The organism is Streptomyces sp. NPDC048192 (genome assembly GCF_043202415.1).
Lineage (GTDB): Bacteria > Actinomycetota > Actinomycetes > Streptomycetales > Streptomycetaceae > Streptomyces.
Genome location: NZ_JBIDAL010000013.1, coordinates 252,349 through 267,370, shown reverse-complemented (window position 1 = coordinate 267,370; position 15,022 = coordinate 252,349). Strand labels below are relative to the sequence as shown.

Here is a 15,022-nt window from a genome sequence, read left to right as displayed (position 1 = left end):
GGCAGCCCCGCCCGGCGCACAAGTTCGACACGCTCGTCCTCGGAAAGAACGATCTCCACAGCAGCAGGACCTCGATGCGCCACGGAAAGAAGGTATCAACTAACCCTCGTGATTTCTGGCGCAGCACACTAGTGCATCCCTGATGTCTGCAACGGGAATGCCTCGTCGTATCGACTTGGCGAAGTTCTGTCGGCCGCGGTCCCGGACCCCGCCGCGGGGTTGGAGGACCAACTGCGGCGCCACCTGCTCCGGCGCGTCTGCAAGGGGGGTCCCGTCCGTCACGGTGAAGTCGAGCGCACGCAGGCGATGTGCCACTGTGCGCGCGCCGCCACTGAAGTCGTCGGCCGACAGCAGGTTGCCGACTGAGTACAGGTGCGCTACGCCCGCGATGGCCTTGGAATCATAGTGGTTTCCGTCCAGGACCAGCTCATATGTCGTCGCTCGGCCGAAGCCGTACCGACGGAGAAACGTTTCACGTCCGAGGTGTTGACACTCCTCGACCGCGGCCAGCACGCCGGCCCGCGTGAGATCCCCAAGTCCCATGCCCAGGAGCTTAGTAGGACGGTATGACAATCACTGTGTCAGGCGCATCCTGATCGTTGGCGAACCGCCGCGTCGTCCTTCGTGGCGCCCGGCCAGTGCCGCCCTGGGCATCCACGCCGAGTGCGGCGGCTATGTGAAGGTCGAGTACCTACCTGCGTCCGGGTGACATTCATTGCCTGACATACACGGCGAAAAGGTCAAACAGTCTCACAACGCCGAAAGCTGGCATTTCCACACCGTGGGTCGAATGTCCTATAGTCCCGTCCTTCACCGCCTCTTCTCATGTCACTGGCAACCACTAAGATCTGCATCGAGGGTCTGACCATGGGGAACGGCGGCTCTCGAAGGAAACGACGAGTGGGGACAGGCATGCGGGAAGGCCGGTGGGTCACGGTCACCGAGTCCGAGTTCGAGCACGAACGCCGCGGCCTGGAGGCGATCCGTCAGAAGCTGCCGGACTCCGACCCCTGGCGCGCCTGGTCGAACTTCACCTTCACCGCGAACACAGGCCACGTCCGCGAGGTCGACCTGCTGGTCGTCGCCCCCGGCGGCCTCTGCATGATCGAGCTCAAGGACTGGCACGGCTCGGTCACCTCCGAGAACGGCACCTGGGTACAGACCACGCCCAGTGGCCACCGCCGCACGCACGGCAACCCGCTGCACCTGGTCAACCGCAAGGCCAAGGAGCTGGCCGGCCTGCTCGCCCAGACCGGCGCCAAGCGGGTCTGGGTCGCCGAGGCCGTCTGCTTCACCGACAACAGCCTCCGCGTACGGCTGCCCGCCCACGACCAGAACGGCGTGTACACCGTCGACGAGCTGGTCGACATGCTGAAGCAGCCCCCGTCCGACGAGCGGCGCCGCATCACCGCGATCGGCTCGCGCGAGATCGCGGCGGCCCTGAAGAGCATCGGCATCCGCAAGAGCGACGCGCAGTACAAGGTCGGCCCGTACGAGCTGGAGCGTAAGTCCTTCGACTCCGGGCCCACTTGGGCGGACTACCTGGCGCGCCACAGCGACCTGCCCGAGGCCGCGCGCGTGCGCATCTACCTCAGTGAGCGCGGTTCCGACGCATCCATCCGCCAGTCCGTCGAGAACGCCGCCCGGCGCGAGGCCGCGGTGCTGGGCCGGTTCAAGCACCCGGGCGTCGTCCAGCTCAAGCAGTACTTCCCCTCCGGGCACGCCGCAGGCCCCGCGCTGATCTTCGACTACCACCCGGACACCCTCAAGCTGGACGAGTACCTGGTCCAGTACGGCGAGAAGCTGGACATCCTCGGCCGGATGGCGCTGGTGCGCCAGCTCGCCGAGACGATGCGCTCCGCGCATGCCAGCCGCATCCATCACCGTGCGCTCGCCGCCCGCTCCGTCCACGTCGTCCCCCGGCCGCGCGGCCGGAAGGGACAGGCGGTGGGGGAGGAGGCCGCCTGGCTCAGCCCGCAGCTGCAGATCTCCGACTGGCAGATCGCCACGCAGCGCAGCGGCGACTCCTCGCAGGGCCAGGGCATGACCCGGTTCGCGCCGACCGCCCTGTCCGCCATGCATCTGAGTGACGACGCCGACGCCTACCTCGCGCCGGAACTCACCGCTCTCCACCCCGACCCGGTCTACCTCGACGTTTACGGGCTCGGCGTCCTCACCTACCTGCTGGTCACCGGTAAGGCTCCGGCTGCCAGCCAGGCCGAGCTGCTGGCCCGCCTGGAGGCGGGCGAGGGCCTGCGTCCCAGCTCCCTGGTGGACGGCTTGTCCGAGGACGTGGACGAGCTGGTACAGGCCGCCACCGCCTACCGCCCTGGGCAGCGCCTTTCCAGCGTCGATGAGTTCCTGGAGTTGCTGGAGGTCGTCGAGGACTCCCTCACCGCCCCCGCCGCGGCTCTCGACGCACAGGCCGAGGAGGAGACCGGGGCGAGGACCGACAAGGATCCGCTGGAGGCCGTCGCCGGCGACCTGCTAGCCGGCCGGTGGGAGGTCCGCCGCCGTCTCGGTACCGGCTCCACCAGCCGCGCCTTCCTCGTGCGCGACCTGGAGGCGGAGGTCCGCAAGACCCGTCCGCTGGCCGTGCTGAAGGTCGCCCTCTCCGACAGCCGGGGCGAAATCCTCATCCGCGAGGCCGAGGTCATGGGCCGTCTGCGCCCCGACTCCCGCATCATCCGTCTCGTCGAGCCCGAGCCGCTGCACATCGGCGGCCGCACCGTTCTGGCGCTGGAGTACGTCGGCGACGAGCGCGAAGACAGCGGCCAGAGCGCCGAGGGCGCGGCCCGCCCTCGCCGCCGCGAGGAGACCGTCGCCCGCCAGCTCCGCGAACACGGCCGCCTCCAGGTCGACCAGCTCGAGGCGTACGGCGACTACCTCTTCGGCGCCGTCGACTTCCTCGAGGGCGAGGGCGTCTGGCACCGCGACATCAAGCCGGACAACATCGCCGTCCGCATCCGCCCGAACCGCACCCGCGAACTCGTCCTCATCGACTTCTCGCTGGCCGGCTATCCGGCGAAGAACACCGACGCGGGCACCGAGGGCTACCTCGACCCGTTCGTCGACGTCATCACGCGCGGTTCCTACGACTCGCACGCCGAGCGGTACGCCGTGGCCGTCACCCTGCACCAGATGGCCTCCGGCGAACTGCCCAAGTGGGGCGACGGCAGCGTCCTGCCGCGCATGACCGACCCGAAGGAGTGGCCGTACCCGACGATCGCGGCCGAGGCCTTCGACCCGGCCGTGCGGGACGGGCTCGTCGCCTTCTTCCAGAAGGCCCTGCACCGCGACGCGAGCAAGCGGTTCCCTGAGCTCAAGCCGATGCGGGACGCCTGGCGCAAGGTCTTCCTCGACGCCTCGCAGACCGTCCCCTCCAGTCACCGCACCCGCCAAGCGGCCCCCGCCGACGGGACCGCATCTGCCGAGGGCGCCGCCGCGGCCATCGCGGACGCCGAGCCGGAGACCGCCGATCAGCAGCGCGACCGCCTCGCCGCCGAGGTCACCCGCGACACCCCGCTGACCGTCTCCGGCCTCACGCCCGCCGCCCAGTCCTTCCTCTACGGCCTGGGCCTCACGACGGTCGGCGAACTCCTCGACTACAGCCGCCGCAAGCTCGTCAACGCCCCCGGACTCGGCGCCAAGACCCGCAATGAGGTCCAGCAGCGGCAGCGGGAGTGGGGCGAGCGGCTGCGCGAGATCCCCGTCTCGCCGCTCACGCCGAAGGGCCGGGCGGAGGCGAAGGAGGAGCTGGAACAGCTCACCGCCGCCGAGTCCGCCCTCGCCGGACAGCTCGCGACGGGCGAGTCCGCAGGCGCGCTGTCCCCCCGGACGCTGCGCTCGGTCAGCCTCGACACCCTCGCCACCGTCTTCGTGCCGGCCGTCAACAACAACGGCTCCAACCGCAACAAAGCGGAGATGGTGCGGCTGCTGCTGCGCCTGCCCGACGAGCACGGCGTCCTGCCCGACATCGGCGTCTGGCCGAAGCAGAAGGACGTCGCCGACGCGATCGGCCTCAGCCACGGCCGTATCCCGCAGATGCTCAAGGAGGAGCGCAAGCGCTGGAAGGCGGAGCCCGCCGTCCAGGCACTGCGAGACGAGATCATCGACCTGCTGGTGAGCATGGGGCGCGTGGCCTCCGCCGTGGAGATCGCCGACGCCCTCGCCGTCCGGCGCGGCACGCACCTCGCCGGGCGTGAGCAGCGGCGCGCGATGGCCCTGGCGGCGGTACGGGCCGTGGTCGAGATCGAGCAACTGGTGCCGCAGGAAGCCGAGTTCCAGCACCAGCCCAACCGCAAGGCGACCGACGAGTCCCTGGGCGCCGGCCTGCTCGCCCTCGACGTGCGCGAGAACGACGCCCCGGACACCCCTACCGCACCCGGCCTGCTCGACTACGCGACCCGCCTCGGCAAGACGGCCGACCGGCTCGCCAGGCTGGACACACTGCCGACGGCCGCAACCGTCCTTGCCGAACTGGGGGCGCTGACGGTCCCGCCGGGTGCCGTCGACTGGGACGAGCGGCGCATGGTGGAGCTGGCCGCCGCCGCGTCCGTGAACGCCGCCGCCACCCCACGCCTGGAGATCTACCCGCGCGACCTGTCGCTCGTCCGGGCACTGCGCCTCACCCAGGCCGGACTCGTCCGCTGGATCCCGGGCGTTCCGGAGGGGCGGCAGCCCGGCCTGACCGGCGAGGACGTGCACGAGCGGGTCCGCGCCCGCTTCCCCGAGCTGGTCGTCCCTGACGGGCGCGGCGGCACGACCCACGAACTGCCGACCGGCGGCCCGCTCACCAAGGCGCTGCGCGACGCGGGCTTCGAGCTGTCGTTGAGCATGCGCGAGGACACGGGCACGCTGCGCTACCTGCCCACGCGGGTGGACGACGCCTCCAGCTACCTCACGACGGGTGCGTGGCGGCAGTCGACGCGCATGGGCGCGGTGACGCGGTACGCGGACGACCCGCAGCTCGCGGGCGCGGTGCGCGCGGAGGAACGGCTCCTCGCCTCGGCCCACCGGGACGGGTACCGGGTGCTGACCGTACGGCAGCAGCTCGTGCGGGACGCGGTGCGGGAACTGGGCGCCGAACGGCTGGGCGCACAGGCCCTGTCGGTGACCGAGCTGTTCCTGGAAGCCCTGCACAGGCAGGTCACTCCGGGCGCCAAGCCGACCTGGGAGACCCTGCTCAAGGCGGACGCCGCCGAGCCGGGCTCGAAGGGCGCGGTGCGGTTCGCGGAGTACGCCCGCACGGCGTGGGGTTCGGTCGAGCCCCGGATCGCCGAGCTGTTGGGCAACGGCGGCGGTGGTGCGGGGCCGGTCCTGCTGGCGGAGGCCGGGGTGTTCGCCCGGTACGACGCGATGGGCGTCCTGGACCGGCTGGCGTCGGCAGCCCGGCGGGGTGGGCGAGGGTTGTGGCTCCTGGTCCCGCAGAGCGACCCGTCACGCGAGCCCCGGCTCGGGCAGGTGGCCGTGCCGTACCAGGCCGGCCTGGGGGAGTGGATCCAGCTTCCGGACACGTGGGTGGGCAACGCCCACCGCGGGTCCGGTCAGGTTGTGGCGAGTAGTGTCGAGGGAGACGCGAAGTGATCGACCGCAAGGCTCTGTTGGACGACCTGAAGCAGCAGGTCAAGGCGGTCGAGGCCGACCTGGGCAAGCAGGTGAAGGCGCTCGGTGAGGTCGGCGCGCGGCTGCGTGCCGAGTACGACCAGGCGCGCAAGCTCGGGCGTACGGCGGCGACGTGGAACTCGTGGCTGGACGAGCGGGTCACCCAGGTCGCGGTCGCGTGGGTGCTGGGCACGGTCTTCGTCCGCTTCTGCGAGGACAACCGGCTGATCCCGGAGCCGTACCTGACGGGGCCGGACGGTGACCGGCGCGAGCTGGCGGAGTCGCGGTACGACGCGTACGTGGAGTCGGACGACAACCCGACGTACCGCGGTTGGCTGGAGAAGGCGTTCGACGAGCTGGGCCAGGGCCAGGCGGGGCGGCTCCTCTTCGACAAGCGGCACAACCCGCTGTACCAGATCCCGCTCTCGCACGACGGTGCGCGTGAGCTGGTCGAGTTCTGGCGCCAGCGCGACGAGGCGGGCGTCCTCGTCCACGACTTCACCGACCCGCTGAACGAGGACGGCACGGAGGGCTGGGACACGCGGTTCCTGGGCGACCTGTACCAGGACTTGAGCGAGGCCGCCCGGAAGACCTATGCGCTGCTCCAGACGCCGGAGTTCGTGGAGGAGTTCATTCTCGACCGGACGATGAACCCGGCGGTGCGGGAGTTCGGGTACGAGGAACTGAAGATGATCGACCCTACGTGCGGGTCGGGACACTTCGTATTGGGGGCGTTTCGGCGGCTGGTGCGGCTGTGGGCTCAGGGGCAACCTGGTCGTAACGTGCACGAGCGGGTTCGGGCTGCGCTGGACTCGGTTCACGGGGTGGACATCAACCCGTTCGCGGTGGCTATTGCTCGGTTCCGGTTGCTGGTTGCAGCCATGGCGGCCAGCGGGGTGCGGACATTGGGGGAGGCGGCCAAGTACGAGTGGCCGATCCATCTGGCGGTGGGTGACTCACTCATCAAGGCTCGGCAGTTGGAACTGACGCTGGGCGGCGATGAGCACGGGGCGGACGATCCGCTGGCCTCGTTCGCGTATGCCACGGAGGACGTGCACGAGCACCCGGGGATTCTGCAGCAGGGGCGCTATCACGTAGTGGTAGGGAACCCGCCGTATATCACGGTTAAAGATAAGAAGCTGAACATGCTGTACCGGGATCTCTATGATTCATGTGCCGGTAAGTATGCATTGTCCGTTCCATTTGCTCAGAGATTTTTCGAGCTGGCCAAGCGTGGAGGTTTCGAAAGGGAAGGTTATGGCTGGGTTGGCCAGATCACGGCGAACTCTTTTGTAAAAAGGGAGTTTGGTGCGAAGCTAATTGAAGGATATTTTGCTCATCGGGTTGAATTGACTGAAGTGGTCGACACTTCCGGTGCCTATATCCCTGGTCATGGCACGCCGACGATCATTCTCGTCGGTCGGCCACGCAGTAGGGGCCGTGCGACGGTGATTCGCACCGTTCGAAGTGCTCAGGGCGAGCCTGCGGTTCCGAAGAATCCGGAAGATGGCTTGGTATGGAAAGCAATTGTTAACCAAATCGACAGCCCTGGCACGGTCAGCACATGGGTATCAGTGGATGACTTGGAGCGTGAGCGTTACTTCCATAAGCAGCCGTGGATTCTAACAGCTGGTGGTCTTGAGCTTAATGAGATCGTTGCGCAGAATAGTGTTGCGCGCCTGTCAAGTGTTCTTTCTCGCGACATCGGTTTCGCGAGTTTCTCGGGGGTGGATGACGCCTTTTATTTGCCAGCTTCCTGGCATCGTCGATTCGGCAGTCCGGAGAGCCTGACCCGACCAATGGTTGCTGGAGATGATATTCGTGACTGGGTAAGCTCTCCTGCTTCAGTGGCTCTTGTTCCCTACGGAGCATCAGGGGAATTGACGGCGCTGGACGAAAAAGCTTTCTGGGGGCGTCACCTGTGGAAGTATAAGCAGATTATGGGGCGGCTTACTGACTTCTCGGGTCGCAGTCGCTTCGACTCTTCTATTCCGTGGTGGTCGTGGTATCGATGGGTTGCCGAGCGCTATAATACCCCCGAAATGCTTGCCTTCAGTCATGTGGCGACACAAATGCATGCGAGCTTTGACGTGTCGGGTATGACGTATAATCAGCATGCGCCGGTGATTAAGTTGCGAGACGGAGCAAGTGGGCATGACTATGCGCAACTTCTCGGTCTTCTCAATAGCTCTACGGCTTGCCTGTGGTTGAAAATGGTTAGCCACAATAAGGGGACTGAAGGTCATCAGTCCGGTATCAAGACTGAACTTTGGGAACAATTTTATGAATTCACCGGAACGAAGCTTCAAGATTTCCCCTTGCCTGGTGGGTTTCCGGACGTACTAGCTAACGTCCTCGTTTCCCTTGCTCAGGAACTTAATGCGATTAGTTCTGCACTCGTCGCGATGGACGAGCACCTCACAGCTGCGACCCTTCGTGAGGCAAAAAGTCGCTGGAAAACCACCCGCGCCCGCATGATTGCTCTCCAGGAGGAGCTGGACTGGCAGGTCTACTCCCTCTACAACCTCCACTCCGAAGACCTACGCGTCTCTGAGGATCCCGACGACCCCAACATCCCTGAACTTGCCCTCGGCGAGCGCGCCTTCGAGATCGCTCTCGCCCGCCGCGTAGCCGCAGGCGAGGCCAGTGACGAGTGGTTCAAGCGGCACAACTCCACCCCCATCACGGAGATCCCCGCCCACTGGCCCGCCCCCTACCGCAAGATCGTCCAGAAGCGGATCGACGCCATCGAGTCGAACCGCGCCATTGGCATGGTCGAGCGCCCCGAGTACAAGCGCCGCTGGGCCACTGAAGGCTGGGACGCCCTCCAGGAGAAGGCCCTGCGCTCCTGGCTGCTCGACCGTATGGAGATCCGCGACCTCTGGTTCGACGAGAACGGTCAGCCGACCATCCTCACCCTGGCCCGCCTCACCGACGCGCTCTCGCGCGACGACGACTTCGTCTCTGTCGCCAAGCTCTACGCGCCCCGAAAGGACCTGCCTAAGGTCGTCGCCGAACTGATCACTGACGAGCACGTGCCGTTTCTCGCAGCCTTGCGCTACAAGCCCTCCGGCCTGAAGAAGCGCGCCGACTGGGAAGAGGTCTGGGACCTCCAGCGCAAGGAGGACGCCGCGCCCGATGAGCAGGCCAAGCGGAAGATCCGGGACTCCATCCCCGTGCCGCCGAAGTACACCTCGGCCGACTTCCTACGCCCCTCCTACTGGAAGGCGCGCGGCAAGCTCGACGTGCCCAAGGAGCGGTTCATCTCCTACGGGCAGACCAACGCCGCGACTCCCGAGCTGTACGGGTGGGCCGGCTGGGACCAGAAGGAGCAGGCGCAGGCGTTGGCGACGTACTTCACCAACAACGCGCTGTCCACCGAGGAGATCACGCCATTCCTCGCCGGCCTGCTGGAACTGCAGCCGTGGCTGTACCAGTGGCACAACGAGTTCGACATGCTTTACAGCGGCTCCCCGGCGGACTTCTTCGCCGGGTACCGCCAGCAGAAGCAGGGCGAGCACGGCCTCACCGACGAGGACCTGCGCTCCTGGCGTCCCCCGGCCGCGACCCGAGGCCGTCGCGCAGCAGTCAAGAAGTAGCCGGCACCGACTCGGCGTTGTGCCCTTGCACCGACGCCGAGTCGGCCAGATCAGAGGCTCCGGGGTAGGCGTGTGCGTGGCGGCCGGTGGGTACGCGTAACTGCGCCCATAGGGTCTTGCCGGGGGCGGCCGGGCGCGGGGTGACGCCCCAGTCGTCCGCAAGGGCGGCCACCAGGAGCAGCCCGCGGCCGGACTCCGACAGAGGGTCCGGTGACGCGGGAGTGGGCGAGGGCTGCTTCTCGGCACGGGTGTCGGTCACCTCGATGCGGAAGGTGTCCTCAACCAAAGTGAGTTGGACGTGGAAGTCGCGGCCGGGGACGTGGCCGTGGCGTACGGCGTTGGCGCTGAGTTCGGCCGTGATGAGGGTGAGCGTCTCGTTGACCGGCGTCGTGTAGGGGTGGCCCCAGTCGTTCAGGCGGTGCGAGACGAGTCGGCGGGCGAGACGGGCGCCGCGCGGCGTTGAGGTGAAGCGCATGGTGAACTCGCGTTCGGGTGCAGAGTGCTGTGGCATATGCCCGTTCGGGGGAGTTGCTGACTTCATGCCGTCAACGGTCGCGGACTCTACGTAACGTTGACCAGGAGTGACGCGCTGACGGGTGTGGGCTGTACGCACAGATGACGCGCTTGTCTGTGACGCGCGGCGTGACCGGTTCCTGGGCTGCACGTTGGGCGGGCGGAGGCCGGTGACTGCGAGGGGCGTACGGGAGGAGCTACGGCGTGGACGACGAGGTTCAGCAGCCGGAGTACGAGGTTGGGGCGGGCATTCTGTGCTTGTTCGGACGGCAGTTGAAGCTGTTCCGGGAGCGGGCGGGGATGGACCGTGCGAGGTTCGGGTCGCTGACCGGATACTCGGCTTCGACGATCGCGTCGTTCGAGCAAGGGAGACGTATTCCGCCGTCGAGGTTCATCGACCAAGCGGATGAAGCGCTCGGGGCTGGTGGAGTGTTGAGCGCGAGCAAGGAGGAGGTGGCTCGGGCTCAGTATCCGGCGTTCTTTCGCGATGCGGCCAGGCTGGAGGCCGAGGCGGTCGAGCTTCACGTATACGACACCCACATGGTCAACGGCCTCTTGCAGACAGAGGAGTACACGCGGGCTCTGTTGGGGATGCGGCGACCACTGCTGGACGAGGCGACCATCGAGCAGCGAGTTGCTGCGCGGCTCGCACGACAGGAGATCTTCGACAGGTGGCCCGCCCCGTTGCTGAGCTTCGTCATGGAGGAGCCGGTTGTACGGCGGCCACTCGGCGGTGAGCAGGTATGGCGCGGACAGCTTGAGCAGATGCTTTTGCTCGGCCAGAAGCGGAACGTCGAGCTTCAGGTGATGCCGCTCGACCGCGAGGACAATGCTGGTGTGGATGGCGCGTTCACCTTGCTGATGCCAAGGCAGGGGCAACAGGTCGGTTATATGGAGGCTCAAGGCCGGAGCACACTGGTCACGGAGCGAGATTGGGTCCATGCCCTGTCCGCGCGCTATGGGATCATCCGAGCGCAGGCCCTCACCCCGAGTGAGTCCCTGGCCTTCATCGAGAAGCTGTTGGGAGAGAGATGAACGCTGAAGCAAAGCGCGGTCCCGCGCCTGCGCTTGTTTGGGTCAAGAGCAGTTACAGCGGTGCTGAGGGCGGTCAGTGTGTCGAAGTGGCCGCCACCCCCACCAGGGTCCACGTCCGCGACTCCAAGGACACGACCCGTGCCTCACTCGCCGTGGAAACCACAACCTGGACCGCGTTCGTCGCGTTCGCGGCACTCTGACAGCGGAAGGGCCCTCGGCAGGCGGTGTGCTTGCCGAGGGACCTGCGCATGTCCGCTCCCGCAACACCTTCAGCAGCCCTGGCGCCTTGCTCGCCGGATGCCCGCGCCGGCCTAGGCTGGCGAGGCCGTCAACGTCCGCCCCGGGCGCGCTCGGTTCGCGACGGCGGTCGCCTTCCCAGGAGGGCGATCGGCATGGTGGTGAACCGGGCCCGCACCACACCGCCACTTGCGTAACGAGGTCTCAACGAAGCGGATGCATACCGGCCCTTGGAGCGCGGAGCGACTGTAAGTTCTTGCCATGAAACAGGGTAAAGAGGTCGAGAACCCCGAGTCGCGCTTCTTCACGGTGCTACTGGCGGCGGCCAAGCTCCCCGGTGTGCGTATCCACCGGGAGGCGTACCTCCGGACGGCGCTGGCGCGCCACTGCACCGAGGATGAGATCCGCATAGCGATCGAGGAGACCCCCGCTGCGGCGGGCATCACCGTCGACGTTCTGGAGAAAGCGGCCAACGACTCGATCCGCTACGAGACGGCCAAGGTCAGTGCCCTCTCCGCTGCGGCCGGGATACCCGGCATCCTGGCCCTTCCTGCCACGGTGCCCGCCGACTTGGCACAGTACGTCGGCCACATGCTGCGTGTCGCGCAGAAGCTCGCCTATCTGTACAGCTGGCCCGAGCTGTTCTCCGACGAGGGCGATGACGTCGATGACGCGACCGTGGGGGTGCTCACGCTGTTCTTCGGCGTGATGTTCGGCACCCAGTCGGCGAACGCCGCTGTGGGGAAGGTCGCGGGAATGATGTCGGAGCAGGTCGCCAAGAAGCTGCCTCAGAAGGCGCTCACCAAGGGCGTCGTCTATCCCATAGTGAAGAAGGTCGCGGCCTACATCGGCGTCAAGATGACGAAGGAGTCGTTCGCGAAGGCCGTCTCGAAGGCCATCCCTCTCGTAGGGGCTGCCGTCTCCGGCGGTCTTACCTTCGCGACCTACCTTCCAATGGCCAAGAGGCTCAAGAAGCACCTCGCCGGCCTGCCACTGGCGGACCCGTCGCACCGAGCTACGGAGGGAGCAGTCGTGGACGGTGAAGTTGTGGAAGAGCGCGAGTCTTTCGTCACGGCACACACTGAACTGCACGGCACGGACACCGCTGCCGTGAAGCTGGAGGAACCCAGGTCCTGACCCCACAAGTGGCCTCCTGGCTGCCCAAGTGCCCGCCCTCCGTCTTTGATGGACGTGCGGGCCCAGGTTCGCAGCCGCGGGACACCTTCGCCGCTACCCGGGGGTGACTTCGCGTTCTCGTAGCCTCCGGCCATCCCCGGCGCGTACGGGCCGCAGGGCATGGACAAGGGGGGCTTCGCCGGCAAGGCGATGTTCACCTACCGCTACCGCTACTGCCCGGCCGTCTGGGAGCGCCTGCTCACCCGGGCCGGGTCCGCCTCGGCCGACGCGTGGGTCCTCGACGCGCCTTACCCCGGGCACATCGGGATGCTCCTTGTCCGTGCGGTCGCGCCATGAGGGACCCGGCACCTGGGGCGGCGCACGGTAGGTCGAAGTCCATCTCCCTGCCCGCCGACCCCACCCCGAAGTAGTTCAGTTTTCATGAACATGTAAGTTCACATACCATCCATGCTCTCCACTCCTTCTTCATATCGGGGGATCTCCGTGCTTCACCGGAAAAGCATCGACGTGCTGGGCGCTCTCGCCATCTCCATGGCTCTTGCCGCGTGTGGCAACACCGCCACACCCACGGCTGCGAAGCCTGCCACGCCGAACAGCTCCGCCGGGTCCAGCCCGGCGTCCTTCTCTCCGACGCCACACGCAGTGCTCCTCAGCAAGGGGCAGCTCACATCAGCTCTGCTGTCGCTGTCGCAGATGCCTGCCGGCTGGTCGACCGATGGCGACTCCAGCCCTGGTGACAAGACCTTCTGCGACTACCGTCAGCCGCACAAGGCCCGGATTCAGGTCTCCCGCAGCTTCGAGAAGGGCGGAGGGCTGACCGCAACGGTTGCGACTGTGGGCATCCGGCAGTACACGAGCGCGAGCGATGCCGCCGAGTCGTTCGCTGCGATGGAGAAGGCACTCGAGACCTGCCATCAGGAGACCTATCAGGGGTCAGTGCTGAAGTACTCGCCGATGAGCGTGGACAAGCTCGGCGACCGGTCCTTGGGTGTGCGCATCGACAGCGACGGCACCACGCTGCTCCAGCAGTTCACCCTCGACGGGCCCACCCTGATCAACGTCGGCACCGGCGGCCTCACGAACGCGGAAGCCGACACGGCCACCAAGCTCCTGCGCGACCAGGTCGACCGGTACGAGGCCGCGGCCCGCAAGTAGGCCGGGCTGCGAGAGCCGCCTGGCCTGAGAGGCGGTAGCTCGGCCGACGGGCGTGCACCAAGGAAGTCCTCCGCTCGGTCGGCGTGCATGAGGGCGACATCGTTCGAAACAAGAGGAGATATGGCTAGTTCTGCCAACCGCGATGACGCGACGCAGGGATGCCTTGTACTGGTCGCCATCTGCGCCGTTGTGGTGGTCGGCTGGCTGGTGTGGACCGCCGTGATGTGGGCTCTGGCCGAGTGGCGGTGGGCGTGGTTCGTCGGATGTGCTGCTGTGGCCCCGGCTGCCGCGTTCGCGCTCGCGTCCGCGTGGGGAGAAGAGCGTCCGTTCGTGCCGTCCCACCGACGGGAGGCTTGGATGACGGCGGTCGTCACCGCCGTGGCGGCGGAGGCACCGGTTGTCGTCCTCGCGAAGGGCTGGGGCACTGGGGCGGTTGCGCTGCTTTTCGCGCTTGGAGCCGGGTCTGCCGGTATGCTCGGTCCGTTTGACCGGCGTGGCGTCCGTCAGGCCGGCAAGTCCGCACCTTTGGGCGTCGACGAGAAGCAGAGGTCTGTCGACGCTTCGGCGGCGACGGAGTGAGTGAGAGCCGGCAGCCATCGGTTGCCTGCTGCGCGCCTCATCGGAACGTTTTCTGAGTCAGCGGCCCTGACCCATCCCGGTCGGTCTGTACTTGTTGGAGCCCCCGTGATCCCCCCGTCCTTCTTGTCCGGGCAGCGTGTTCGTCGCCTGGGAACCCTGCTGGCCGTCCTGTGTGCGAGTGCAGGGATCATTGCCATCGGCGAGGCGTCCAGCGGCGAGGCCGCAACGCCGCAGGCCGACCATCGCCGCGGTGCTCCCTCTGCGAGCTCATCCATTGAGCCTGCACCGACGAAGACCGCGCTCAAGACGTCAGCCCGACCGGTCCCGCGGGTGATGTCCGCCCGTTGTACGGGACAGGCCAAAAACCTGTTCTTCACGGCGGCGGGAGGTTCGGTCACGGAGTCGTCTTCGCAGCCGCCGGCGTATCTGCGGATCAAGGAGGCCAGTGTGGTCCGTGACAGCAAGGGCGTGACGGTGAGCTACACGCTCGCCGGTAACGCTCCTGAGCCCGGTTCTGACGCGGACGCCACCTACTGGACGTGGCTGGGCGATGGTCTGGACGACATGGACGAACCTGCCGTGAGCATGCAGTACCTCGGCTTGCGTTGGTTCGTGCACGTATCCGGATCGAATGACGTGGTCGGAGGAGACGTGGAAGCCCGGCCGGAGATACATGGCCGCACTGTCTCCGTCCGGCTTCCGCTGCGCGTCTCCACGTCGTCCGGCTACGTGGCGGACCTGTCGCAGTTCACGCATGCCGGCTGGTCCACGGAAGGCAAGGACCCCTCGGGATTCGGCACCTGGATGGATGGCTGCCCGATCAGTGGGGAAGAAGCCGGCAACCCGGGATCGTGGGAAGTGGCACTGCACTGAGCCCGCAGCGGGCGTGCGGCGGGCCGTGTCCGCTTGCTGCCCGGTCGAGCCGATCGCCGAGTACAGGGAAGCCACGTCCGAACCTCGGGATGCTGGGGCGGGGCAAGGCAAGCGGAACGATCTCCCGGTTTCCCCCCGGGGCGTGCCAGTCCTCGGTGATCACTTGGCGGGCAGCAGAGCCCTCTTTCTTTGCGCGCCTTGATCGGAACTTTGCCACTGCTTGACCTGGATCGCGAGAGCAAACCGGCTCGGTGATCTACCGTCTTCGGGCCGGTCAGCCGACTCAGGGG

At 67.0% G+C, this 15,022-nt stretch carries 9 protein-coding genes and 1 pseudogene; 9 read left to right on the top strand and 1 reads right to left on the bottom strand.

From position 1 onward, the window contains the following. Nucleotides 1–912 precede the first annotated feature (912 nt). Nucleotides 913–5,586: a BREX system serine/threonine kinase PglW gene (gene pglW, locus ACGFZN_RS27935; protein ID WP_393861258.1), complete on the top strand. Its 4,674-nt coding sequence runs from the start codon at nt 913–915 to the stop codon at nt 5,584–5,586. Further along, nucleotides 5,583–9,203, top strand: a complete 3,621-nt coding sequence (gene pglX, locus ACGFZN_RS27930; protein ID WP_393861247.1) for a BREX-2 system adenine-specific DNA-methyltransferase PglX — start codon at nt 5,583–5,585, stop codon at nt 9,201–9,203. Before pglW ends, pglX begins: the two co-directional genes overlap by 4 nt. Here pglX and ACGFZN_RS27925 read toward each other — a convergent pair. Continuing rightward, the gene (locus ACGFZN_RS27925; protein WP_393861246.1) at nt 9,193–9,714 is read right to left on the bottom strand and encodes an ATP-binding protein; all 522 of its coding nucleotides are present in this window, start codon (nt 9,712–9,714) and stop codon (nt 9,193–9,195) included. The two genes, pglX and ACGFZN_RS27925, sit on opposite strands and share 11 nt — an antisense overlap. Nucleotides 9,715–9,920: 206 nt before the next feature. Between ACGFZN_RS27925 and ACGFZN_RS27920 the strand changes: the two genes are divergently transcribed. The 7 genes and pseudogenes from ACGFZN_RS27920 (at nt 9,921) to ACGFZN_RS27890 (ending at nt 14,732) form a co-directional block, all read left to right on the top strand. Continuing rightward, nucleotides 9,921–10,751 carry a helix-turn-helix domain-containing protein gene (locus tag ACGFZN_RS27920; protein WP_393861245.1) on the top strand — a complete coding sequence of 277 codons (831 nt, stop codon included), beginning with the start codon at nt 9,921–9,923 and terminating at the stop codon, nt 10,749–10,751. Beyond that, on the top strand, nt 10,748–10,951 hold the full coding sequence (locus ACGFZN_RS27915; RefSeq protein WP_393861244.1) for a DUF397 domain-containing protein: 204 nt from the start codon (nt 10,748–10,750) through the stop codon (nt 10,949–10,951). The genes ACGFZN_RS27920 and ACGFZN_RS27915 overlap by 4 nt, the downstream gene beginning before the upstream one ends. 298 nt (nt 10,952–11,249) lie before the next feature. Next, nucleotides 11,250–12,125, top strand: coding sequence for a hypothetical protein (locus tag ACGFZN_RS27910; RefSeq protein WP_393861243.1), 876 nt, complete (start codon nt 11,250–11,252; stop codon nt 12,123–12,125). Between the two features lie 96 nt (nt 12,126–12,221). After that, a pseudogene (locus ACGFZN_RS27905) lies at nt 12,222–12,461 on the top strand (SAM-dependent methyltransferase); the annotation flags it as partial. Nucleotides 12,462–12,572: 111 nt separating this feature from the next. Then, entirely contained in the window at nt 12,573–13,280 is a 708-nt protein-coding gene (locus ACGFZN_RS27900) for a hypothetical protein (protein ID WP_393861242.1), read from the top strand. A 120-nt stretch (nt 13,281–13,400) separates the two neighbouring features. Next, nucleotides 13,401–13,859: a hypothetical protein gene (locus ACGFZN_RS27895; protein WP_393861241.1), complete on the top strand. Its 459-nt coding sequence runs from the start codon at nt 13,401–13,403 to the stop codon at nt 13,857–13,859. A 105-nt stretch (nt 13,860–13,964) separates the two neighbouring features. Further along, nucleotides 13,965–14,732 carry a hypothetical protein gene (locus tag ACGFZN_RS27890; RefSeq protein WP_393861240.1) on the top strand — a complete coding sequence of 256 codons (768 nt, stop codon included), beginning with the start codon at nt 13,965–13,967 and terminating at the stop codon, nt 14,730–14,732. The last annotated feature ends 290 nt before the right edge of the window (nt 14,733–15,022 follow it).

Coding starts and splice junctions, on each gene's coding strand:
- pglW (WP_393861258.1), top strand. CDS start 913: ATGCGGGAAGGCCGGTGGGTCACGGTCACCGAGTCCGAGTTCGAGCAC.
- ACGFZN_RS27925 (WP_393861246.1), bottom strand. CDS start 9,714: ATGCCACAGCACTCTGCACCCGAACGCGAGTTCACCATGCGCTTCACC.
- ACGFZN_RS27915 (WP_393861244.1), top strand. CDS start 10,748: ATGAACGCTGAAGCAAAGCGCGGTCCCGCGCCTGCGCTTGTTTGGGTC.
- ACGFZN_RS27910 (WP_393861243.1), top strand. CDS start 11,250: ATGAAACAGGGTAAAGAGGTCGAGAACCCCGAGTCGCGCTTCTTCACG.
- ACGFZN_RS27900 (WP_393861242.1), top strand. CDS start 12,573: ATGCTCTCCACTCCTTCTTCATATCGGGGGATCTCCGTGCTTCACCGG.
- ACGFZN_RS27895 (WP_393861241.1), top strand. CDS start 13,401: ATGGCTAGTTCTGCCAACCGCGATGACGCGACGCAGGGATGCCTTGTA.